The organism is Kitasatospora sp. NPDC041917 (assembly GCF_055589745.1).
On the sequence record NZ_JBVJBI010000010.1, the window covers coordinates 96,988 to 118,792 of the forward strand.

A 21,805-nucleotide genomic window follows, 5' to 3' on the forward strand; every position below is an offset into this window, starting at 1 on the left:
ACCAGCGCAGAGCGGCCCGGCTCCCTCCTCGGAGGGGGCCGGGCCGCTCTGTCGTGCCGTCACACCGTCACGCCGCCGGCGGGGCCGGTGGAATCGGCGGGATCAGTGGAAGAAGTGCCGCGCGCCGGTGAAGTACATGGTCACGCCGGCCTCGGCGGCCGCCGCGACGACCTCCTCGTCCCGGATCGAGCCGCCGGGCTGGACGATCGCCCTGACACCGGCCGCGATCAGGATCGCCGGGCCGTCCGCGAACGGGAAGAAGGCGTCCGAGGCCGCGTAGGCGCCCTTGGCGCGCTCGCCGGCCCGCTCGACCGCGAGCTTGCAGGAGTCCACCCGGTTGACCTGGCCCATGCCGACGCCGACCGAGGCGCCGTCCTTGGCCAGCAGGATCGCGTTGGACTTGACGGCCCGACAGGCGCGCCAGGCGAAGGCCAGCTCGGCCAGCTCGTCGGCGGCCAGCGCCTCACCGCTGGCGAGGGTCCAGTTCGCCGGGTCGTCGCCCTCGGCGTGCACCCGGTCGGCGTCCTGGAGCAGCACGCCGCCGGAGATCGGGCGCACCTCCTGGCGGTTGGCCGGGGCCTCGGGGGCGAGCAGCACCCGCAGGTTCTTCTTGCGGGTGAGCACCTCCAGGGCGCCCTCCTCGTAGCCGGGGGCCACCACGACCTCGGTGAAGATCGGGGCGATCTGCTCGGCCAGCGCGACGGTGACCGGGCGGTTGACGGCGATCACGCCGCCGTACGCGGAGACCGGGTCGCACTCGTGCGCCTTGCGGTGCGCCTCGGCGACGTCGGCGCCGGTCCCGATGCCGCACGGGTTGGCGTGCTTGATGATCGCGACGGCCGGCTCGGCGTGGTCGTAGGCGGCGCGGCGGGCGGCGTCGGTGTCGACGTAGTTGTTGTACGACATCTCCTTGCCGTGCAGCTGCTGCGCGCCGGCCAGGCCTCCCGTGCCGTCGCTGTAGAGCGCGGCGCCCTGGTGCGGGTTCTCGCCGTAGCGCAGCACGTTCTGCCGCTCCCAGGTCGAGCCGAGGAACTCGGGGAAGCGCTCGTCGCTGGGCGCGTAGCCGTCCTCGAACCAGGAGGCGACGGCCACGTCGTAGGCGGCGGTGTGGGCGAACGCGGCACCGGCCAGGCGCTTGCGGGTGGCCAGGTCGAAGCCGCCCTCCTGCGCCGCCTTCAGCACGTCGCCGTAGCGGGCCGGGTCGACCACCACGGCCACCGAGGGGTGGTTCTTGGCGGCGGCGCGGACCATGCTCGGGCCGCCGATGTCGATCTGCTCGACGCACTCGTCCGGGGTGGCGCCGGAGGCGACGGTGGCCTTGAACGGGTAGAGGTTCACCACGACCAGGTCGAAGGGCTCGACGCCGAGCTCGGCCAGCTGGGCGCGGTGCGACTCCAGCCGCAGGTCGGCCAGCACGCCGGCGTGCACCCGGGGGTGCAGCGTCTTCACGCGCCCGTCCAGGCACTCCGGGAAGCCGGTCAGCTCGGAGACCTCGGTCACCGGGACACCGGCGGCGGCGATCCGGCCGGCGGTGGAGCCGGTGGAGACGATGGCGACCCCGGCGGCGTGCAGGCCCTGGGCCAGCTCCTCCAGACCGGTCTTGTCGTACACGCTGATCAGCGCGCGACGGATCGGACGGACGTTCTCCGAAACGGGCGTGGTGGAGCTGGCACTCATGCCGGAATCCATACCTTTCGGTCCTCGATGCGGTGACCTTCGCGGGCCAGCCGGCCCACGACGTCGACGAGCAACTGGCGCTCGACAGTCTTGATGCGCTCGTGCAGCGCTTCGCCGCCATCGGCGTGGTCGGCGTCGACGACCTCGACGACGCCCTGCGCGATGATCGGCCCGGTGTCCACGCCGGAGTCGACCAGGTGGACGGTGCAGCCGGTGACCTTCACGCCGTACGCGAGCGCGTCGGTGACGCCGTGGGCGCCGGGGAAGGAGGGCAGCAGTGCGGGGTGGGTGTTGACGGTCCGCCCGGCGAAGGCGGCGATGAACTCGGGGCCGAGGATCTTCATGAAACCGGCCGTGACCACCAGGTCCGGCTGGTACTCGGCGACGGAGGCGGTCAGCGCGCGGTCCCAGGCGGCCCGGTCCGGGTGGTCCTTCACCCGGTGGACGAAGGTCGGCAGGCCCGCCTTCCCGGCGCGCTCCAGGCCCGCGATCCCGTCCCGGTCCGCGCCGACGGCGAGGATCTCGGCGCCGTAGGCCGGGTCGGCGACGGCGTCGATCAGCGCCTGCAGGTTGGTGCCGGAGCCGGAGACCAGCACCACCAGGCGGGCCGGTCCGGGCGTACGGGGCGGGAAGTGCTGGGCGGGGGCGGCGGCCACTGCGCGTCTCTCCGTAGGTCGGGCGCCGTCCGCTGGTACGTCCACCGGTGGTGGGGCCACTACGAACGGCAGGTCGAGCGAGGGGGAACTCCAGGGAAATCCGCCGCGACGCGGGCCCCGGGGAACCTCTGTGGGCTGCTGACCGTCACCACGATAACGGCTGGTCGGAGGGCCTCCGCACCCTCCCGGCGGCGCTACGCGCGTAGTTGAGACGGGGATCTCCTCCGGCCCACCGCACCGGCCCCGGCGTCCCCGCCCGCCCCGCGGCACCGGGCCGCCGATGGCCCGACGGACGACTGCGGGATCATTGGGGGCGCGGGAGACCGCTCCGACGCGAGAACCTCCGAACGAGCCCCGACCGAGAAGGAATGGCTGAACCCATGAGCAGCGGCGACGACACCGGCGAGCGCAACCCCTTCGCGCCGCCGCCGGCGGATGCCCCGGACCAGCCGTGGCAGCCGCGCAGCCCCTGGGCCGGCGGGGGTCACGGCTCCGACGGCCAAGCGGGCCCCACCGGACAGGGCGGCCCCGCCGGACAGGGCGGCTCCGACGGCAGGGGCGGCTCCGACGGCAGGGGCGGCGAGCGTCCGCAGCTGCCGCCGCAATGGGGCCCCGGCGACGGCCGCACCGGCCAGCGACCGCCGTCCCCGCAGCCGCCCCGGCTCGACCTCGCCGATCCGGCCCACCGCAAGGCCCGCAACGCGGCGCTGGCCGGGCCGTTCGCCCTGATCTGCCTGTTCGCGGGATTCCACTGGATCGCCCTGCTGATCGGGGCGCTCGGCGTCGTCTGGGGCGTCGGCGCGCTGCGGACCCGGCGGCCCGCCCCGGCCGCCACCGTCGCCGGGCCGGCCGGGCCGCTCCCCGCGGCCCCCGCCCCGAACCCGCTCACCCCGGCGGCGCTCGCCGGCATCCTGACCGGTGCGATGACCATCGTGGTCGCGACCTCGGTGATCGGCCTCGGGTACCACTACCGCGACTACGTCACCTGCGTCCAGGACTCGCTGACCAGCGTCGGCGCCCAGAACTGCGACCGGTACGCGCCGCAGTGGTACGTGGACTTCACCGGGAACACCGAGTAGCCGGACCTCCGGGTCCGCCCGGCCGCCCCGGCCCCGGTCAGTCGTCGAGGCCCGCTCAGTCGTCGAGGCCCGCGCGGTCGTCCGGATCCCGCCCGTCGGGGCCCGGTCCGCCGGCTGCGGGCCCGGCACCCGGCTCCGAAAGCCGCAGCACGAGGGCGTACGTACGGGCGCGCAGCCCCAGCACACCCCGGCGGGCCTGGCGCGCGAGCCGGGCGTACACGCCCACACCGTCCGCCGGGCCCAGCATCCGGTACCGGACCAGCAACGCGCCCGGGACGGCGACCAGCGCGATCCAGCCCGCCGCCGCCGGACCCGTCCACGGCAGCGGCCCCACCCACGCCAGCCGCTCCCCCGCCAGCGCCCCGCCGGAGAGCCGGCCCAGCACCGCCGCCCCGGCCCCGACCCACAGCGCCGCCGCCAGCGCGGCCACCGCCGTCGCGGCCGGCGTCCAGGGCTCGGGCCGCTCCCCGGCCCCCGCCCCGGAGACCGGCAGCCGCCGGCCCGCCGCCGCACGGCCCAGCAGCACCGCCGGCACCACCCCGGCCAACAGCGGCAGGACCGACGCCGCGAGCCGCCAGCCGCCCGGCCCGTCCGCCGGCAGCAGGGCGAACAGCGGGAACTCGGGCACCGGGCCCAGCACCGCACCGGTCGGCGACACCACCGTCCCGGCGCCGAGCGCGAAGCCCGGCCCCAGCGCGTACGCCGCACCCCACAGCACCGCGTTCGGCAGCAGCGCCAGCGCGAGCAGCACCAGCCCCAGCAGCGCGACGGGCCCACCGCCGAGCAGCGCCATCCCGCGCCCACCGCCCGCCACCGCGTCCAGCACCGCCGAGAACACCACCAGCAGACCGCCCGCCGCGACCAGCCCGGCCCCGGCCGCCAGCGCCGCGGCCCGTACCACCGGCGCACCGTCGACCGGGCGGTACGGCGGCGGGAGGCGGTCCAGCGGGGAGTCGACAGGCACGTCGAGGACGGCCACCGAGCGGGCCCCCGCGGCCGTCGCCAGGCCCGCCACCAGCGCCACCACCAGCACGTCCGGCAGCACCCGGCTGCGGAACGGCCCGGTGGCCGCGCAGTGCAGCGCCACCGCGAAGGCCACCGCGCAGTACCCCGCCCACACCGCCACCGGACCGCCCCAGCGCGGGCGCGGCCCGCGCCGCGCGGCCACCCTGGCGGCCGCCCGGTAGAGCCGGACCACGGCCAGGGCGCCGAGCAGCAGCGGAGTGACCGTCAGCGGGGCGTCCGCCGGCCCGCGCAGCAGCGGCGCTCCGTGCCCCAGCAGCCAGAGCGCCCCCGCCAACCGGGTGACAACGCCCGCGTCGTCGTCCGCGTACGGCGTCGCCACCCAGAGCCCGAGCACCGGCGCCCCGACCACCGCCAGGCCGACCAACGCCGTCCGCACACCCGCCAACAGGTCGGCCAGCGCGGGGCGTCCGCCCAATTCACCGGGCGACTCCAGGATCGGACGGCCCATCAGCTGCGTCATGGGCCACATGGTGCCAAGGCGACTCGCCATGCTCCGTGAAGCGCCAAACCGCCGCCGTGTCCCAGATTATTGGCTTATGCGCATTTTCAGACCTTGCCCCCAAGCCGCCGGCGCCCCGGCCCGGAGCGTCTGATGGCCACGCCACCCACCGCCGACTCCCCCACTCCGGAGCGCCACCGCAGGCCCGCCCGCGCCGAGACCGACCCGGGCCGCCTGCTGCGGACGCTGACCCCCCGTGAGGCCCAGACCCTGGCCCACCTCGCCGCCGGCCACGACCTCCCCCGCACCGCCGCCACCCTCGGGGTCACCCCCACCACCGCCCGCAGCTACCTCCAGCGCGCGATGCGCAAGCTCGGCACCCGCACCGCGGCGGAGGCACTCGCCCTGCTGGCCGGCACACCGCCGCGCCCCCAGGACCCCGGCCCGACCGGACACCCGGCGAACTCCGCCGGCCTCGACCCGGCCGACCCGGGGCCGGCCCCGGGTGCCGGGCTCCCACCGGCCGAACCGGTCCTCCTGCGGCCGGTCCCGGGCTCCTCCGCCCCGGCCGCCCCCGGTTCCGTGGTCGGGGCCGACCGCCCGCGGGCCGACGCGGCGACGGACGGGGAGGCGACCGGGAAGCGGAGCCGTACCCGAGCCGGGAAACCCGCTCCGGGACCCTCGGGCGGCACCCGGCGGACGGCCCCGGCCGGGCAGCCGCGGCAGGCCGCCGACGGGCCGCCGGCCGCCGAGAGGAGCGCCGCCCCCGGGCGCGCGCAGGAGCCACGCACGCCCGGGGGCCGGCCAGGAGCCGCCGCCCTCCAGGCACCTCCGGCCGCGGCGGCGGACGACGGGCGGCGTCAGCCGTCCGACACCGGCCACCCGCCGACGGCCCCCGGGGATCCCGACCGGCACGGCGGCACTCCCGGCACTCCCGGCGCCGGGCCGGCCTGGCAGGCGAGCGCTCCGACCACGGACGCGGCCGGTGGAGGCGGGTCCGAGGAGGCCCCCGCCGGGCCGGCCGCCGGCCACGGCGACACGCCGAACCGCACCCCGGCCGCCCCCGAAGCGGACTCCGGGCCGGACGCCGAACGGCCACCGGCCGCCGAACCCGACCGGGCGCGGACGGCACGGCCGGAGCCGCAGGAGCCTGCCGCCGCCAGTCCCGGCCGGGCGGCGCTGGCCGCCGCCGCTCCCTCGGGCGCGGACGACGACCTCGACGCCGAGCCCCCGGCGATGGGCTTCGACGAGCTCTACGAGACCGCGCACACCCGGCTGGTGCAGCAGGTGTTCCTGCTGACCGCCTGCCGGCACCGGGCGGTGCACTGCGTGCGGCGGGCGTTCGGCGAGGCCCGGCGGTGCTGGGCCACGGCCGCCGGTTCGGGGAACCCGGAGGGCTGGGTCCGGGCGCGCGCCTGCGAGCTGGCGCTGTCCCCGTGGCACCGGGGCGGCCCCCGGCGGGCGCACGCGTGGGGGCTGCCGCACCGGCGGATCAAGGTGCGGCCGGCCGACGAGACCCAGGCGGTGCTGCCGGACCACGACCGGCTGACCGACCGGGACCGGGCGCTGCTGAAGGCGCTCAAGCGGCTGTCCCGCCCCCAGCGCCGGGCGCTGGTGCTGCACGACGGGCTGGGGCTGCCGGCCGTGGCGGTCGCGGTGGAGGTGGAGTCCACCCGGGCGGCGGCCGAGGGGCGGGTGTGGGCCGCCCGGGCGGCCCTGGCCGCGTGGGTGCCGGACCTGGTCGGGCCGGACCCGGCGGCGCCGGGCTTCGCGGACCGGCTGTGCGGGCTGCTCCACCGGGCGGCGGTGCGCGGCTGCCCGGAGCCGCACCGGACGCCGGTGCCGGTGCTGCGGGCCCGGTACCGGCTCCGGACGGCGAGCCGGACGGGCGCGGCGGCGCTGCTGACGGTCGCGGTGGGCGGGGCGACGCTGGCGACCCTGGCGGGGGTGCGCCCGGCGGAGCTGTTCAGGCCGACCACCCCGCCGACGCCCACGCTCTGCCTGGCCGCCACCGCGGCGCAGGCGGCGGAGCCGGCCGTGCCGCTGCTGCCCGACGGGGCGCCGAACGGCATCACCAGCATCTGGTGCAGCCCGGCGCCCGGGTTGGAGGCCGTCCTGGTGGATCCGCAGCCCCAGGCGGTCGCGCGCTGGGAGCTGCCGCCGGCGGCCCGGGGCGCCGCTCCGCCGCCGCAGGGCCCGGCGGCCTGCCGGCCGTGGTCGCCGCTGCCCTGCACCACGGGGCCGGGGCGGCACTGAGCCGCGAACGGCGAGCGCCCCCGCCCGGGAGGGCGGGGGCGCTCATCACGCGCGGGGCGGGATCAGGCCTGGGCGGCGATGATCTCGCGGGCCAGGCGGGCGGTCTCGGACGGCGTCTTGCCGACCTTGACACCGGCGGCCTCCAGGGCCTCCTTCTTGGCCTGGGCGGTGCCCGAGGAGCCGGAGACGATGGCGCCGGCGTGGCCCATGGTCTTGCCCTCGGGGGCGGTGAAGCCCGCGACGTAGCCGACGACCGGCTTGGTGACGTGCTCGGCGATGTAGGCCGCGGCACGCTCCTCGGCGTCGCCACCGATCTCACCGATCATGACGATGATCTCGGTGTCCGGGTCCTCCTGGAAGGCCTTGAGGGCGTCGATGTGGGTGGTCCCGATGACCGGGTCACCGCCGATGCCCACGGCCGAGGAGAAGCCGATGTCGCGCAGCTCGTACATGAGCTGGTAGGTCAGGGTGCCCGACTTCGAGACCAGACCGATCTTGCCGGAGGTGGTGATGTCGGCCGGGATGATGCCGGCGTTCGACTGTCCGGGGCTGATCAGGCCGGGGCAGTTCGGGCCGATGATGCGGGTCTTGTTGCCCTTGGCACCGGCGTGCGCCCAGAAGGCGGCGGTGTCGTGCACCGGGACGCCCTCGGTGATGACGACGGCCAGGCCGATCTCGGCGTCGATGGCCTCGACGACGGCGGCCTTGGTGAAGGCCGGGGGCACGAAGAGGACGGAGACGTCGGCCCCGGTCTTCTCCATCGCCTCGGCGACGGAGCCGAAGACCGGGATCTCGGTGCCGTCGACGTCGACCGTGGTGCCGGCCTTGCGCGGGTTCACGCCGCCGACGATCCGGGTGCCGGAGGCGAGCATGCGGCGGGTGTGCTTCATGCCCTCGGCGCCGGTCATGCCCTGGACGATGACCTTGCTGTCCTTGGTAAGGAAGATAGCCATGGTGTTAAGTCCCCTTCCTTACTTGTTGGCCAGCTCGGCGGCGCGGTCAGCGGCGCCGTCCATGGTGTCCACGCGCTGGACCAGCGGGTGGTTGGCGTCGTCGAGGATCTTGCGACCCAGCTCCGCGTTGTTGCCGTCCAGACGGACGACCAGCGGCTTGGTGACGTTCTCGCCCTTGCCCTCCAGGAGCGCGAGGGCCTGCACGATGCCGTTGGCGACCGCGTCGCACGCGGTGATGCCGCCGAAGACGTTGACGAAGACCGACTTGACGTCGGGGTCGCCCAGGATGATCTCCAGGCCGTTCGCCATGACCTCGGCGGAGGCGCCGCCACCGATGTCGAGGAAGTTGGCGGGCTTGACGCCGCCGTGGTTCTCACCGGCGTACGCGACCACGTCGAGGGTGCTCATGACGAGGCCCGCGCCGTTGCCGATGATGCCGACCTGGCCGTCGAGCTTGACGTAGTTCAGGCCCTTGGCCTTGGCGGCGGCCTCCAGCGGGTTGGCCGCGGCCTTGTCCTCCAGGGCCTCGTGCTCGGGCTGGCGGAACTCGGCGTTCTCGTCCAGGGAGACCTTGCCGTCGAGCGCGATGATCTTGCCCTCACCGGACTTGATCAGCGGGTTGACCTCGACAAGGAGGGCGTCCTCCTTGATGAAGACGGTCCACAGCTTCTGCAGGACCTCGGCGACCTGGTCGGCGACCTCGGCCGGGAACTTCGCCGCGGCGACGATCTCGGCGGCCTTCTCCGGGGTGCAGCCCTCGTTGGCGTCGACCGGGATCTTGGCGAGCGCCTCGGGGTTCTGCTCGGCGACGACCTCGATCTCCACGCCGCCCTCGACGCTGGCCATGGCCAGGAAGGTGCGGTTGGTGCGGTCCAGCAGGAACGAGACGTAGTACTCGTCCTTGATGTCCGCGGTCTGGGCCAGCATCACCTTGTGAACGGTGTGGCCCTTGATGTCCATGCCGAGGATCTGCTCGGCCTTGGCGACGGCGTCCGCCGGGTCGGCGGCGAGCTTGACGCCGCCGGCCTTGCCTCGGCCACCCACCTTCACCTGAGCCTTGACGACGGCGCGGCCGCCGAAGCGCTCCGCGATGGCGGCAGCGTCTGCGGCGGTCTCGATGACATCGCCGTCAAGCACGGGCACGCCGTGCTTGGCGAAGAGGTCCCTCGCCTGGTACTCGAACAGGTCCACGTGTTTGTCCTTGTTCGTGGTCGCGGATTGTGTCTCTACGAGCGTGCCACGGCAGGATCTTCGCTGCGGGTCGTCGGGGCGGTGCGGGTACGCAGAGGTACGGCCTTGCGGCCCACACAGCCACGGGCGCTCACGTCAATCAACACGCGCGTCACGTCCGTCTGGCAGGTTATCCCCGCGGGACGGGACTGTTCCGCCCGGGGCCTGCCCGGCATGGGTGAGAACCGTCACAGAATGCCCAGGAGGGACGGGGTGGGCGGCCGGTCCACCGATCGGTCCGATTAGCGCGTTCGGGTGAATCCCTCACCCCCCTGGGCGGCCCCCTCGAACAGGCTCTGCGGGATCGGGCGCTTCTCGATCGCCGCCGCCATGATCTCCGGGAACGCGTCCGGGGTGCAGGCGAAGGCCGGCGCGCCGAGCGAGGCCAGGGCGGCGGCGTGCGCGTGGTCGTACGCCGGGGCCCCCTCGTCGGAGAGCGCGAGCAGGGCGATGAACTGGACGCCGGCCGCCTTCATCGCGGCGACCCGCTTGAGCATGCCGTCCCGGATGCCGCCCTCGTACAGGTCGCTGATCAGCACCACGACGGTCTCGGAGGGCCGGGTGATCTTCGACTGGCAGTAGGCCAGGGCGCGGTTGATGTCGGTGCCGCCGCCGAGCCGAGTGGCGAACAGGACGTCGACCGGGTCGGTGAGCTGTTCGGTGAGGTCGACCACCGAGGTGTCGAACACGACCAGCCGGGTGTCCAGGGTGCGCATCGAGGCGAGCACCGCGCCGAAGACCGCCGAGTGGACCACCGAGGGCGCCATCGAGCCGGACTGGTCGATGCAGAGGATGACGTCCTTCTTCACGGCGCGCTGGGCGCGCGCGTAGCCGACCAGCCGCTCGGGGACGACGGTGCCGTGCTCGGGCAGGTAGTTCTTCAGGTTGGCCCGGATGGTGCGGTCCCAGTCGATGTCGCGGTGGCGGGGACGGTTGACCTTGGCACTGCGGTCGAGGGCGCCGCCGAGCGTGGCCCGGGTGCGGTCGGCGAGCCGGCGCTCCAGGTCGGCGACCACCTTGCCGACCACCGCCCGGGCGGTCTCCCGGGTGGTCTCGGGCAGCGCGTGCTTGAGCGACAGCAGGGTGCCGACCAGGTGCACGTCCGGCTCGACGGCCTCCAGCATCTCCGGCTCCAGCAGCAGCCGGTCCAGGCCGAGCCGGGTGATCGCGTCCTGCTGCATCAGCTGCACCACGGTGGAGGGGAAGTACTCGCGGATGTCACCCAGCCAGCGGGCCACCTGCGGGGCCGAGCCGCCCAGCCCGGCACCGCGGCGGCCGGTGCGCCCGGCCCGGGCACCCTCCTCGGGGGCGCCGCGGTAGAGCGCGGCGAGGGCGCCGTCCATCGCGGCGTCGCGGCCGCGCAGGGCGCAGCCGGTGCCGTCGGCCTCGCCGCCGAGCACCAGCCGCCAGCGGCGCAGCCGTTCGTCGGTCGTGGGCGCTGCCATCTCGTCCTCCTTCAGCGGGTCCTGCGGTGGGGCAGGCGTTCGGTGCGGTGGGTGCCACCGCGGCGGGTGTCAGGTGTCGCGGCCGGCGGCCTGCCGGGGGATCCTCGGGCGGATCCCGAGCAGCAGGGCCACCACCGGGACGGCGGCGTCGGCGCGGGCCCGGTCCAGCTCACCGGCCGCGGCGTCGACGGCCGGCGGCTCACCGAGCGGGCCGGCCGCGACCCGGCCGCCGATGGTGGTGCGCACGCCCGCCTCCAGTCCGGCGAAGGTGCGGCGCAGCAGCGGCAGGACGTCGGTGAAGGCCTCGCCGCTCACCCCGGTCAGCCACTCGTCCAGCAGGGCGAGCAGCCGCGGGTCGTGCAGCAGCAGGGCGCCGCCGCCGGTCAGGAAGCCCTCGACCCAACCGGCCGCGTCGGCCGGGGCGTTGGCGGCGGAGAGCACCAGCCGAAGCCGTCGGCCGGCCGCCGCGGAGTCGAGCCGGCCGTCGTCCAGCAGCAGCCGCGCGGCCCGGCCGCGCAGCAGCCCGGGGGCGCCGGTGGCCGGTCCGCCGGCCGGCTCGCGGCGGGCCAGCGAGCCCAGGGCGGCGGCCCAGCGGTCGGCCAGGCCGGCCAGGCCGTCCGGGTCCGGCGCGGTGCCGGCGGCGGTGATGGTGTCGGCCGTGGTGGTGCCGACGGCAGTGACGTCGCCGGGATCGGCGGCCAGCAGGCCGATCGCGCCGTGCACCTCGTCGAGGCGGCCGCGCATCGCCTCCGCCCCCTGCGCGTCCAGGCCGACGCAGCCGGGCGGCAGTCCCACGCAGATCCGCTCGGCCAGGCCCGCGGCCGCCTCGGCGAGCGCGCCGTGGTCGGTGCCGCGCACGTCGCCGTAGCGCAGCGCGCGGACCAGTGCGGGCAGCGCGCCCGCGAGGTGCGCGACGTCGGTGTCCAGGGCCGCGCAGTCGGCGAGCACCCGCATCACGGCGGGCAGTGCGCCGGACAGCCCGGCCAGCAGGCAGGTCTCCACCAGGCCGGTCAGCTCGGCGAGTTCCCCGGCGGCGCGGGCGGTGCCGACGGCCTTGTTGGCCGCGGCCTCCTCGACCGTGGTGCCCCACTGGGCGGCCTCGGCGATCCGGACCGCGAACTCGGGCTGCCAGCACAGCCGCCAGCTCTCCCGGAACGTCCCGGTCGAGTTCACCGAGGAGCGCGCGGGCACACCCCAGTCCACGCCCAGCAGCCGCAGCCGGTGCAGCAGCCGGGAGCGGGCCGCGTCGGTGTCCTTGCGCAGGTCGAGGTCGACGTCCTTCGGCGCGGCCTCGGGCTTGAGCCGCAGCGAGCGCTGCAACCGGGTCAGGTCGCGCTGGAGCGGCACCGCCGGTGCGGCGTCCGGGACCTCGCCGAGCGCGTCGCCGACCACCAGGCGGTCCCGGACCAGCTCCAGGGCGACGTCCGAGCCCTCGCAGTGCACCGCGCGCACGGCGTCCAGGGTCTCGGTCAGCCCGGCGAGCGGGCGGCCGCGCAGCACGGCCAGGGTCTCGGCCAGCCGGACCGCCTCGATCACGTGCGCGGAGGAGACCGGGTGGTCCTCGGCGCGCAGCAGGTCGGCCGCCCGGGTGAGCCAGCGCGGCACCGGGTCACCGTCGGTGGTGAACAGGTGGTGGTACCAGCCGGGTGACTGCACACCCGCGCCGTAACCGGTGGCCTGGGAGAGCCGGCGGTGCGTCCACGGCACCCAGGTGATGTCCGTCCGCACCTTCTTCGGCAGTGCGGCGAGCAGCGCCCGGTCGTGGGCGACGGTGGGCATCCGCTCCAGCGCCGGGACGTGGAAGGCCCCGCAGACCACGGCGATCCTGCGGTGCCCGGCGCGGCGGGCGGCACGGATCTGCTGGCGCATGTACGCCTCGCGCAGCAGGTCCCGGCGGGACTCGCCGAGGCCCTCCGCGCGCAGCGCGCCCATCGCCTCGGCGACGGCGGCGAACGGCGCCAGCGCGTCGTCGCCGGGCGCGCGGTGCTCGACCACGTCCTCCCACCAGCGCTCCGCGTCGTCGTGCCCGGCCGCCTCGGCGAGCAGCGCCAGCGGGTCGGCGACCGGCCCGGCGTCCTCCTCCTCCTCGGCGGCCGTCCCCTCCGCGTCCTCCTCCGGGGCCGGCGCGAAGCCGTGCCCGGCGGGCAGGTCGATGAAGCGGACCGGCAGGTCGTGCTCCACGGCGTGCCGGATCGCCACCCACTCCGGGGAGAACTCGGCGTACGGCCAGAAGGCGGCCTTCGCCGGGTCGTCCACCGCGTGGGCGAGCAGCGCGACCGGCGGGACCAGGTCCTTCTCCGCGGCCAGGTGGACGATGCCGTCGGCCTCCGGCGGGCCCTCGATCAGCACCGCGTCCGGCCGCCACTGCGCCAGCGCGGCGGCGACCGCCCGGGCCGAGCCGGGGCCGTGGTGGCGGATGCCCAGCAGGGCGACCTCGGGCGCCGTCATGCCCCCACCTCACGGGCGGCGCGGTAGAAGTCCTTCCAGCCGTCGCGCTCGCGCACCACCCCTTCGACGTACTCGCGCCAGACCGCCCGGTCCGCCACCGGGTCGCGGACGACGGCGCCGAGGATGCCGGCCGTCACGTCCCCGGCGCGCAGCACGCCGTCGCCGAAGTGGGTGGCCAGCGCGAGTCCGTTGGTCACCACCGAGATCGCCTCGGCGGTGGAGAGGGTGCCGCTCGGGGTCTTGACCTTCGTCCGGCCGTCCACCGTGATCCCGGCCCGCAGCTCCCGGAAGACGGTGACCACGCGCCTGATCTCCTCGGCGCCGCCGGGCAGTTCGGGCAGTTCCAGGGAGCGGCCGAGCTGGTTGACCCGGCGGGTGACGATGTCGACCTCCTCGTCCAGCGAGCCCGGCAGCGGCAGCACCACGGTGTTGAAGCGGCGGCGCAGCGCGCTGGACAGCTCGTTGACACCGCGGTCGCGGTCGTTGGCGGTGGCGATCACGTTGAAGCCGCGCACCGCCTGCGTCTCGGAGCCCAACTCCGGTATCGGCAGCGTCTTCTCCGACAGGATGGTGATCAGGCTGTCCTGCACGTCGGCCGGGATGCGGGTGAGCTCCTCGACCCGGGCGATCCTGCCCTCGGCCATTGCCCGCATCAGCGGCGAGGGCACCAGGGCGTCCCGGCTGGGCCCGCGGGTGAGCAGCTGGGCGTAGTTCCAGCCGTACCGGACGGCCTCCTCGGGGGTGCCGGCGGTGCCCTGCACCAGCATCGTGGAGTCACCGCTGATCGCCGCCGCCAGGTGCTCGGACACCCACGTCTTCGCGGTGCCCGGCACGCCGAGCAGCAGCAGCGCGCGGTCCGTCGCCAGGGTCGTCACGGCGACCTCGACGACCCGGCGCGGGCCGATGTACTTGGGGGTGATCCGGGTGCCGTCGGGCAGGTCGCCGCCGAGCAGGTACGTCGCCACGGCCCACGGCGAGAGCTTCCAGCGCTCGGGACGCGGCCGGTCGTCCTGTGCGGCCAGCGCGGCCAGTTCGCCGGCGAACGCGTCCTCGGCGTGCTGCCGCAGAACGTCGGTCATGGGGGCTCCTTCGGGTCTGCCGCCGGGCACACGGGTGCCCCGGGCGCAAGGGTGATCGGGGGGAGCCAGGTCGGCGTCCCGGCCTGTGGAACCAACCCTGCACCGAGCCACTGACAACCCGGCGGGGCCCCGGACGGGCCGTCAGCCGATGTCAGTGCCGCCGCCTACGGTCGGTCGCATGGAGGAACGCTGGAGCACCGAACACGTCCTGTCCCTGGCACCTGACGCCGCCTCGCAGAAGGCTGCGGGCAAGCTGTCCGCGCCCGCGCCGTGGTCCGGCACCGGCACCGACGGCACCGCGCTGTGGGGCGAGTGCAAGGGCGGCGGCCGCACGCCGTACCGCACCGCGATCGAACTCGCCACGCCCGCCTACCAGTGCAGCTGCCCCAGCCGGAAGTTCCCGTGCAAGCACGCGCTCGGGCTCCTCCTGCTGTGGAGCGGAACCCCGCAGGCCGTCCCGGCCGGGGAGCCCGCCGACTGGGTGGCCGAGTGGCTCACGTCCCGCCAGGAGCGCGCCGAGAAGCGCGTGAAGGAGCAGGTCGTCGATCCGGAGGGCGCCCGGCGCCGGGCCGAGCGGCGCGGCGCCCGGGTCGCGGCCGGCGCGGCCGAGCTGCGGCTGCGGCTGGCCGACCGGGTCCGGCACGGCCTCGCCGACCAGTCCACCGCCGGGCCCTGGGAGGAGGTCGCCGCCCGGATGGTCGACGCACAGGCCCCCGGCCTGGCCGCCCGGGTCCGCGAACTGGACGCGCTGCCGCAGGAGCGGCTGCTGGAGGAGTACGCGATGCTGCACCTGCTCGCCACCGCCGCCACCCGGCTGGACGAGCTGCCCGCCGAGCTGGCCGCCACCGTCCGCACCCGGGTCGGCTACACCGTGGAGAGCAACGAGGTGCTGGCCGGCCCGACCGTCCGCGACCGCTGGCTGGTGCTCGGCAGCCGCGACACCTCGGACGAGCGGCTCATCACCCGCCGGATCTGGCTGCGCGGTGCCAAGACCGGCCGCCCGGCGCTGCTGCTCTCCTTCGGCCGCACCGGCCAGGCCCCCGCCCTCGCCCTGCCCACCGGCCGCCTGGTGGAGGCCGACCTCGCCTACCACCCGGGCGCCCACCCGTTGCGCGCCACCCTCGGCGAGCGCTACGGCGCCCCCGAGCCGGGCCCCGCCGAACCGCCCGCCGGGCTCACCGTCGCCGAGGCGGTGGCCGGCTACGGCACCGCCGTCGCCGACGACCCGTGGCTGGAGAGCCGGCCGACCGTGCTCGGCGACGTCGTCCCGGTCCGCACCCCGGACGGCTGGTTCCTGACGGACGGCCACCACACCGTGCCGGTCCGCGCCTCGACCGTCCCGGAGACGGCCCTGTGGCGGCTGGCCGCCGTCTCCACCGGCCGCCCGCTGACGGTCTTCGGCGAGTACGGCCACCAGGGCTTCGCCCCGGTCACGGCCTGGGCCGCCGGCCGACGCCCGGTCGGCCTCACCAACGCGTAGGGCGTGCCCCAGACACGCCCCGGACACTCCCCAGGAGAACCCGGCATGACGATCACCCAGGACCCGTGGGAGACCCTGCACACCAGCGCGCTGCTCGGCACCGACCGCCGCCCGCTCCCGGCCACCGCCCTGCCGCTCGCGGACGCCGTGGACCGGGGCGACCCGGCCACCGCCCTGCTGGAGCTGGCCGCACTGGCCGCCGTCCGCCGCCGGGCCGGAGCGCTGCCCGTACCGGCCGCCGGGCCGCCCGGCCCGCCCGCGGCCGAGGACACCCGCCCGGAGCTGCCCGAGCCGGCCGCCCGCCGGCTGGCCGTCCTGCTCTCGGGGCGGGCCGGCAGCGGCGGCGGCACCCTGGCCAACCTGGCCGAGCTGCTGCCGCAGTGGCTCACCACCGCCCGGGCCCGGGGCCTGCGCCCGCCCGCGGCGCTGATACCCGGCCTGCTCGACGCCGCCCGCGCCCGCAGCGAACTGCGCCCCGACGCCGTGGCCCTGGCCGGTCCGCCGGGCCGCTGGCTGGCCGAGCAGAACCCCGACTGGCGGTTCGTGCTGCGCACCACCGCCCCCGACCTGCCGCAACGGCCGACGGACGACCGGCTCTGGCACGAGGGCCTGTTCGCCGAGCGGGTCACCCACCTCACGCTGCTGCGCCGCCGCGACCCGGCGGCCGGCCTGGAACTGCTGCGCGGCACCTGGTCCACCGAGCGCGCCGAGGACCGCCTGCTCTTCCTGGACGCCCTCCAGGACGGCCTCTCCCCCGCCGACGAACCGTTCCTGGAGGCCGCCCTCGGCGACCGGAGCAAGAACGTCCGGGCCACCGCCGCCGAACTGCTCTCCACCCTGCCCGGCTCGGCCCTGGCCCGCCGGATGGCCGAGCGGGCGCGGGCCGCCGTCCGGCTCGCCGGCACCGGCACGCATCTGCTGGTCACCCCGCCCGCCGAGTGCGACGCGCAGATGCAGCGCGACGGGATCGCGCCCAAGTCGCCCACCGGGCGCGGCGAACGGGCCTGGTGGTTCGGCGAGGTGGTGGCCGCCGCGCCGCTGTCGCTCTGGCCGGAGAGCACCGGGCTGACGCCCGAGCAGCTGCTCGCCCTGCGGGTCGGCGACAGCATCGACGAGACCAGCAGCAGCTGGGCCGACGACCTGCGGGAGGCCTGGGCGCGGGCCGCCGTCCGCCAGCAGGACGCCGACTGGGCCCGGGCGCTGCTCGGCCCGGCCCCGTCCGGGCGCAGTGCGCGGGCCCGCGCGGCGCGCGCCACCGGCGCCCCGGCCAAGCTGCTGGCCGTCCTCCCGCCGGAGGAGCGGGCCGTCTGGACGGCGGCGTTCATCACGGCGCACGGGCTGGGCGAGGCCTTCCAGCTGCTCGGCGCCTGCGCCACCCCGTGGACGCCACCGCTGTCCACCGCCGTGGTGACCGCCCTGGCCCGGGCGGCGGCCTCCGGGGCGTACCCGTGGAGCCACAGCGGGGTGCTCGGGATGACGGAGCGCGCGCTCGCCCCGGAGACGGCCGCCGCGGTGGAGGAGCTGGCCGCCGGGGCCGCCCCGGACTCCGCGTGGTCCGAGACCTTCGCCCGGCTGGCCGGCACCCTGCGCTTCCGGGCGGCGATGCTCGCGGAGCTGGCGGGCTGAGCCGGGGCCGACGGGCCGGCCCGTCGGCTTTCCGGGGCTTTCCGGGGCTTTCCGGGCCCCGGAACGGCGGAGCGGGCCGGCCCCGGGAGGGGCGGCCCGCTCGACGCGCGGTGGTTCAGCCGGCCCGCAGGTTCGACTCGACCCAGGCGACCACGTCGCGGGTCGGCGTGCCCGGGGTGAAGATGTCCGCGACACCCATCGCCTTGAGTTCGGCGATGTCCTCGTCCGGGATGATCCCCCCGCAGAAGACCTTGATGTCCTCCGCGTCGCGCTCCTTCAGCAGCTCCAGGACCCGCGCGCACAGCGTCATGTGGGCGCCGGAGAGGATGGACAGCCCGATGCCGTCCGCGTCCTCCTGGATCGCGGTGTCGACGACCTGCTCGGGCGTCTGGTGCAGTCCGGTGTAGATGACCTCCATACCGGCGTCGCGCAGGGCGCGCGCGATGACCTTGGCACCACGGTCGTGACCGTCGAGCCCGGGCTTGGCGACCACCACACGGATCGGCCCCGACACACTCATGACTGCCTCCTGGACGTCGTCGTCCACCATCCGACCGGGCCTCGTGGGCCGCCGGCGCGGTTAACGGTCAATAACCAACCTGAGGGGAGGTTAGCGCCACCCGGCACGGTTGACCGTGCCACCTCCCAAGAGGAGGGCAAAGTCACAGCTCCGGGCCTTGCCACCGGCGGGCCTACCCCTCCTCCCCGCAACCTCCGCACAGACCCCCCGGCCGCCCCCTTGACATCCGGAGGTTTTTCCGGGGCGTCGGCCAGGGAGCTACAGTCACGGCTGTCTTCCCCCGCCCGACGACGTCCGAGGCCCACCGAGGAGGCAGCCCCCGATGGCTCCCGATGCAGCCGCCCGTCCGACCCGCGCGGAGCTGCGCCTCGCCGCCCGCGAGCAGTCCCGTGCCCAGCGCCGCGGCGCCGCCAGGGCGGCCACCCGGACGGCGCTGCTGCGGGTCGCGCTGCCGTCGGTGGCCGCGCTCGGGGTGGCCGCGGCGGCGGCGATCACGGTGCAGGGGGAGGCCGACCAGCAGCGCGCCCAGGCCGCCGGACAGGTGCCGCGGACCGCGGCCGACAACGCCCCGGACACCACCGCCGCTCAGGCGGCGGCCCAGGCGGTGGCGGCCGGCGCGCCGACCCAGGCCTCGCGCGGCGACGCCCGCCTGCCGCTGGCCGGCGCCCAGCCCACCGAGGCCCCCACCGCGCAGCCCACCGCCGAGCCGGCGCCCGAGCCGGTCGGGCCCAAGGTGGTCATGCCGGTCGCCCGGCACGGTCTCGGCGAACAGTTCGGCGAGGCCGGCACCCACTGGGCCAACCGGCACACCGGCATCGACTTCCCGGTGGACGGCGGCTCCGAGGTCTACGCCGTGACCGACGGCACCCTGCGCACCCAGTGGAACCCGTTCTACGGCTACATGACGATCCTCAAGATGCCCGACGGCACCGAGGCCTGGTACTGCCACCTGCGGGCGTACAAGGTGCGCAAGGGCCCGGTGAAGCAGGGCGACGTGATCGCCTTCGTCGGCACCAGCGGCAACAGCACCGGCCCGCACCTGCACTTCGAGATCCGGCCGCAGGGCAGCGGACCGATCGACCCGCTGCCCTGGTTCCTCGCGAACGGGCTGGACCCGCGCTGAGCCGCCCTACAGCTTCTCGACGGGCGCGTAGCGCAGCAGCAGCTGCTTGCGGCCCTCGGCACCGAAGTCGACGGTGGCCTGCGCCCGGTCGCCGGCGCCCGTGACGGCCATCACCGTGCCCAGCCCGAAGCTGTCGTGGGTGACCCGGTCGCCGACCGCGAGCGAGACGGCCTCGCGCTCCACCGTCCGGCCGCCGCGCCGGGCCGACTGCCCCCAGCCCGCCTTCGGCGCGGCCGCCGTCGACGAGGACCGCGAACCGCCGCCCCCGGACGAGGACCTGCCCCAGGACGAGCCGGAGGAGTAGCCGCGCTGGACCGGCGCCTGCGCGGCCCCGGTGCGCTTCCACTCCACCAGCGTCTCCGGGATCTCCTCCAGGAACCGCGAGGCCGGGTTGTAGGCCGGCTGCCCCCAGGCGCTGCGCAGCACCGAGCGGGTCAGGTACAGCCGCTCGCGGGCCCGGGTGAGCCCGACGTACGCGAGCCGGCGCTCCTCCTCCAGTTCCTTGACCTGGTTGAGCGCCCGCATGTGCGGGAAGATCCCGTCCTCCATGCCGGTCAGGAAGACCACCGGGAACTCCAGGCCCTTGGCGGTGTGCAGGGTCATCATCGTGATGACGCCCTGTCCGTTCTCGTCGTCGTCCGGGATCTGGTCGGAGTCGGCGACCAGCGCGACCCGCTCCAGGAAGTCGGCGAGCGAGCCGACCGGCGGCGTGCCCTCGGCGTCGCCGTCCGGCCGCTCGCCCGGGTCCTGCTCGTACTCCAGGGCGACGGAGGCGAGCTCCTGGAGGTTCTCCACCCGGGTCTCGTCCTGCGGATCGGTCGACGCCTGGAGCTCGGCCAGGTAGCCGGTCTCCTCCAGGACGGCCTCCAGCACCGCCGCCGGGCCCGCGCCCGACTCGACGACCTGGCGCAGCCCGGCCATCAGGGTGTTGAACTTCTTGACGGCGTTGGCCGAGCGCGCGGCCATCCCGTAGGCCTCGTCGACCTGGACCAGCGCCCGGGCGAAGGAGATCCGCTCCCGCGCGGCCAGCGCGTCGATCATCGCCTCGGCCCGCTCGCCGATGCCGCGCTTGGGCACGTTGAGGATCCGGCGCAGCGGCACGGTGTCCTCCGGGTTGGAGAGCACCCGCAGGTACGCCAGGACGTCCCGGACCTCCTTGCGCTCGTAGAAGCGCACCCCGCCGACCACCTTGTACGGCAGGCCGACCCGGATGAACACCTCCTCGAACACGCGGGACTGGGCGTTGGTCCGGTAGAAGATCGCGACGTCGCCGGGCTTGGCCTCGCCCTTGTCGGTGAGCCGGTCGATCTCGTCGGCGATGAACTGGGCCTCGCCGTGCTCGTCGTCCGCGACGTAGCCGATGACCTTCTCGCCGTGCTCGCCGGCCGTCCACAGCTTCTTCTCGCGGCGGTTGGCGTTGCGCTCGATGACGGCGTTGGCGGCGCTCAGGATGGTCTGGGTGGAGCGGTAGTTCTGCTCCAGCAGGATCGTGGTCGCGTTCGGGTAGTCCTCCTCGAACTGGAGGATGTTGCGGATGGTCGCGCCGCGGAAGGCGTAGATCGACTGGTCCGCGTCGCCGACCACGCACAGCTCGGCCGGCGGCACCTCGGCGAGCCGCCCGGCCGCCGGGTTCACGAGGTCGCCGTCCGCGGTGCGCCTGGGCGCGGCCGCGACGGAGCCCCCGCTCAGCTCCCTGACCAGCATGTACTGGGCGTGGTTGGTGTCCTGGTACTCGTCGACCAGGATGTGCCGGAACCGGCGCCGGTAGTGCTCGGCGACGTCGGGGAAGGCCTGCAGCAGGTTCACCGTCGTCATGATGATGTCGTCGAAGTCCAGCGCGTTGGCCTCGCGCAGCCGCCGCTGGTAGAGCGCGTACGCCTCGGCGAGCTTCTTCTCCATCGGGTTGGCGGCCTGGTCGGCGAAGGTCTCCTCGTCGATCAGCTCGTTCTTGAGGTTGCTGACCTTCGCCGTGAAGGACTTCGGCGGGAACTGCTTCGGGTCCAGGTCGAGGTCCCGGCAGACCAGCGACATCAGCCGCTGCGAGTCCGCCGAGTCGTAGATCGAGAAGCTGGAGGTGAAGCCCAGCTGCTTGGACTCGCGGCGCAGGATGCGCACGCAGGCGCTGTGGAAGGTGGAGACCCACATCGCCCGGGCGCGCGGGCCGACCAGCGCCTCGACGCGCTCGCGCATCTCGCCGGCCGCCTTGTTGGTGAAGGTGATCGCCAGGATCTCCCCCGGCTGCACCCCGCGGGCGCCCAGCAGATGGGCGATCCGGTGGGTCAGCACCCGGGTCTTGCCCGAGCCGGCGCCGGCCACGATCAGCAGCGGCGAGCCCGCGTGCAGCACCGCCTCGCGCTGCGGGTCGTTCATCCCCTCCAGCAGCTGCGCCGGGTCCACCACCGTCCGCGCGGCGCCGTTGCGGTACCAGGCGTCCCGCTCCGCCTCGGCGGAGTGGTCGGTCCGGAACAGCCCGTCCGGGATGGCCTCCTCGTACGCGTCGTACGGAACGTCGTCGTCGTACGGCGGGGGCTCCTCGTCGAGGGGAGCGGCGGGCTGCTTCGACCCGGCGGCGGGTGCCTCGAAACCGGGGAGCGGAAGGTCGTCAAAGAGGCTACTCATGGCACATCGAGTCTATGGCCACCCGCCGACAAGCCCGCCCGCCCCGGGCGACCGGGCCGGCGCGGGCCGGTGCGGGCCGGTGCGGGCCGGTCGGACGGGACCGCACCGGCCTTCGAGGGCGCCGGACGCCCCGGACCGGGCGCCTCGGC

Annotated in this window: 15 protein-coding genes; 5 read left to right on the forward strand and 10 right to left on the reverse strand. The window is 75.6% G+C overall.

What is annotated here, in order from left to right; genetic code table 11:
• Positions 1–102: 102 nt before the first annotated feature.
• Positions 103–1,677, reverse strand: coding sequence for a bifunctional phosphoribosylaminoimidazolecarboxamide formyltransferase/IMP cyclohydrolase (gene purH, locus ACZ6EM_RS14875; protein ID WP_401043728.1), 1,575 nt, complete (start codon positions 1,675–1,677; stop codon positions 103–105).
• On the reverse strand, positions 1,674–2,333 hold the full coding sequence (purN, locus tag ACZ6EM_RS14880) for a phosphoribosylglycinamide formyltransferase (RefSeq protein WP_359915185.1): 660 nt from the start codon (positions 2,331–2,333) through the stop codon (positions 1,674–1,676). The genes purH and purN overlap by 4 nt, the downstream gene beginning before the upstream one ends.
• A 380-nt stretch (positions 2,334–2,713) precedes the next feature.
• Here purN and ACZ6EM_RS14885 point away from each other — a divergent pair, with 380 nt between their 5' ends.
• Positions 2,714–3,412: a hypothetical protein gene (locus ACZ6EM_RS14885; protein ID WP_465772515.1), complete on the forward strand. Its 699-nt coding sequence runs from the start codon at positions 2,714–2,716 to the stop codon at positions 3,410–3,412.
• Between the two features lie 55 nt (positions 3,413–3,467).
• Here the strand turns inward: ACZ6EM_RS14885 and ACZ6EM_RS14890 are convergent, their stop codons facing one another.
• Positions 3,468–4,898: a cell division protein PerM gene (locus tag ACZ6EM_RS14890; protein WP_401051095.1), complete on the reverse strand. Its 1,431-nt coding sequence runs from the start codon at positions 4,896–4,898 to the stop codon at positions 3,468–3,470.
• Positions 4,899–5,030: 132 nt separating this feature from the next.
• Here ACZ6EM_RS14890 and ACZ6EM_RS14895 point away from each other — a divergent pair, with 132 nt between their 5' ends.
• Positions 5,031–7,133 carry an RNA polymerase sigma factor gene (locus tag ACZ6EM_RS14895; RefSeq protein ID WP_465772516.1) on the forward strand — a complete coding sequence of 701 codons (2,103 nt, stop codon included), beginning with the start codon at positions 5,031–5,033 and terminating at the stop codon, positions 7,131–7,133.
• A gap of 62 nt (positions 7,134–7,195) precedes the next feature.
• Here the strand turns inward: ACZ6EM_RS14895 and sucD are convergent, their stop codons facing one another.
• The 5 genes from sucD to ACZ6EM_RS14920 form a co-directional block, all read right to left on the reverse strand.
• On the reverse strand, positions 7,196–8,086 hold the full coding sequence (gene sucD / locus ACZ6EM_RS14900) for a succinate--CoA ligase subunit alpha (RefSeq protein WP_401053791.1): 891 nt from the start codon (positions 8,084–8,086) through the stop codon (positions 7,196–7,198).
• A gap of 18 nt (positions 8,087–8,104) precedes the next feature.
• Complete coding sequence (sucC, locus tag ACZ6EM_RS14905; RefSeq protein WP_359911285.1) at positions 8,105–9,277, reverse strand: ADP-forming succinate--CoA ligase subunit beta; 1,173 nt, start codon at positions 9,275–9,277, stop codon at positions 8,105–8,107.
• Between the two features lie 281 nt (positions 9,278–9,558).
• Positions 9,559–10,761 carry a VWA domain-containing protein gene (locus ACZ6EM_RS14910; protein ID WP_465772517.1) on the reverse strand — a complete coding sequence of 401 codons (1,203 nt, stop codon included), beginning with the start codon at positions 10,759–10,761 and terminating at the stop codon, positions 9,559–9,561.
• A gap of 69 nt (positions 10,762–10,830) precedes the next feature.
• On the reverse strand, positions 10,831–13,209 hold the full coding sequence (locus tag ACZ6EM_RS14915) for a DUF5682 family protein (protein WP_465772518.1): 2,379 nt from the start codon (positions 13,207–13,209) through the stop codon (positions 10,831–10,833).
• Complete coding sequence (locus ACZ6EM_RS14920; protein ID WP_465772519.1) at positions 13,206–14,288, reverse strand: ATP-binding protein; 1,083 nt, start codon at positions 14,286–14,288, stop codon at positions 13,206–13,208. Before ACZ6EM_RS14920 ends, ACZ6EM_RS14915 begins: the two co-directional genes overlap by 4 nt.
• A gap of 178 nt (positions 14,289–14,466) precedes the next feature.
• On the opposite strand from ACZ6EM_RS14920, the gene ACZ6EM_RS14925 reads away from it, so the two are divergent.
• Positions 14,467–15,768 (forward strand): SWIM zinc finger family protein, encoded by a 1,302-nt coding sequence (locus ACZ6EM_RS14925; RefSeq protein WP_465772520.1) that lies wholly within the window; start codon positions 14,467–14,469, stop codon positions 15,766–15,768.
• 45 nt (positions 15,769–15,813) lie between these two features.
• Positions 15,814–17,394, forward strand: a complete 1,581-nt coding sequence (locus ACZ6EM_RS14930; RefSeq protein ID WP_465772521.1) for a DUF5691 domain-containing protein — start codon at positions 15,814–15,816, stop codon at positions 17,392–17,394.
• A 115-nt stretch (positions 17,395–17,509) separates the two neighbouring features.
• Here the strand turns inward: ACZ6EM_RS14930 and ACZ6EM_RS14935 are convergent, their stop codons facing one another.
• The gene (locus tag ACZ6EM_RS14935; protein ID WP_224285525.1) at positions 17,510–17,914 is read right to left on the reverse strand and encodes a cobalamin B12-binding domain-containing protein; all 405 of its coding nucleotides are present in this window, start codon (positions 17,912–17,914) and stop codon (positions 17,510–17,512) included.
• Between the two features lie 322 nt (positions 17,915–18,236).
• On the opposite strand from ACZ6EM_RS14935, the gene ACZ6EM_RS14940 reads away from it, so the two are divergent.
• The gene (locus ACZ6EM_RS14940; protein WP_401052302.1) at positions 18,237–19,037 is read left to right on the forward strand and encodes a M23 family metallopeptidase; all 801 of its coding nucleotides are present in this window, start codon (positions 18,237–18,239) and stop codon (positions 19,035–19,037) included.
• A 6-nt stretch (positions 19,038–19,043) separates the two neighbouring features.
• Here ACZ6EM_RS14940 and pcrA read toward each other — a convergent pair whose 3' ends face one another.
• Positions 19,044–21,656, reverse strand: coding sequence for a DNA helicase PcrA (gene pcrA / locus ACZ6EM_RS14945; RefSeq protein WP_465772522.1), 2,613 nt, complete (start codon positions 21,654–21,656; stop codon positions 19,044–19,046).
• Positions 21,657–21,805 lie beyond the last annotated feature (149 nt).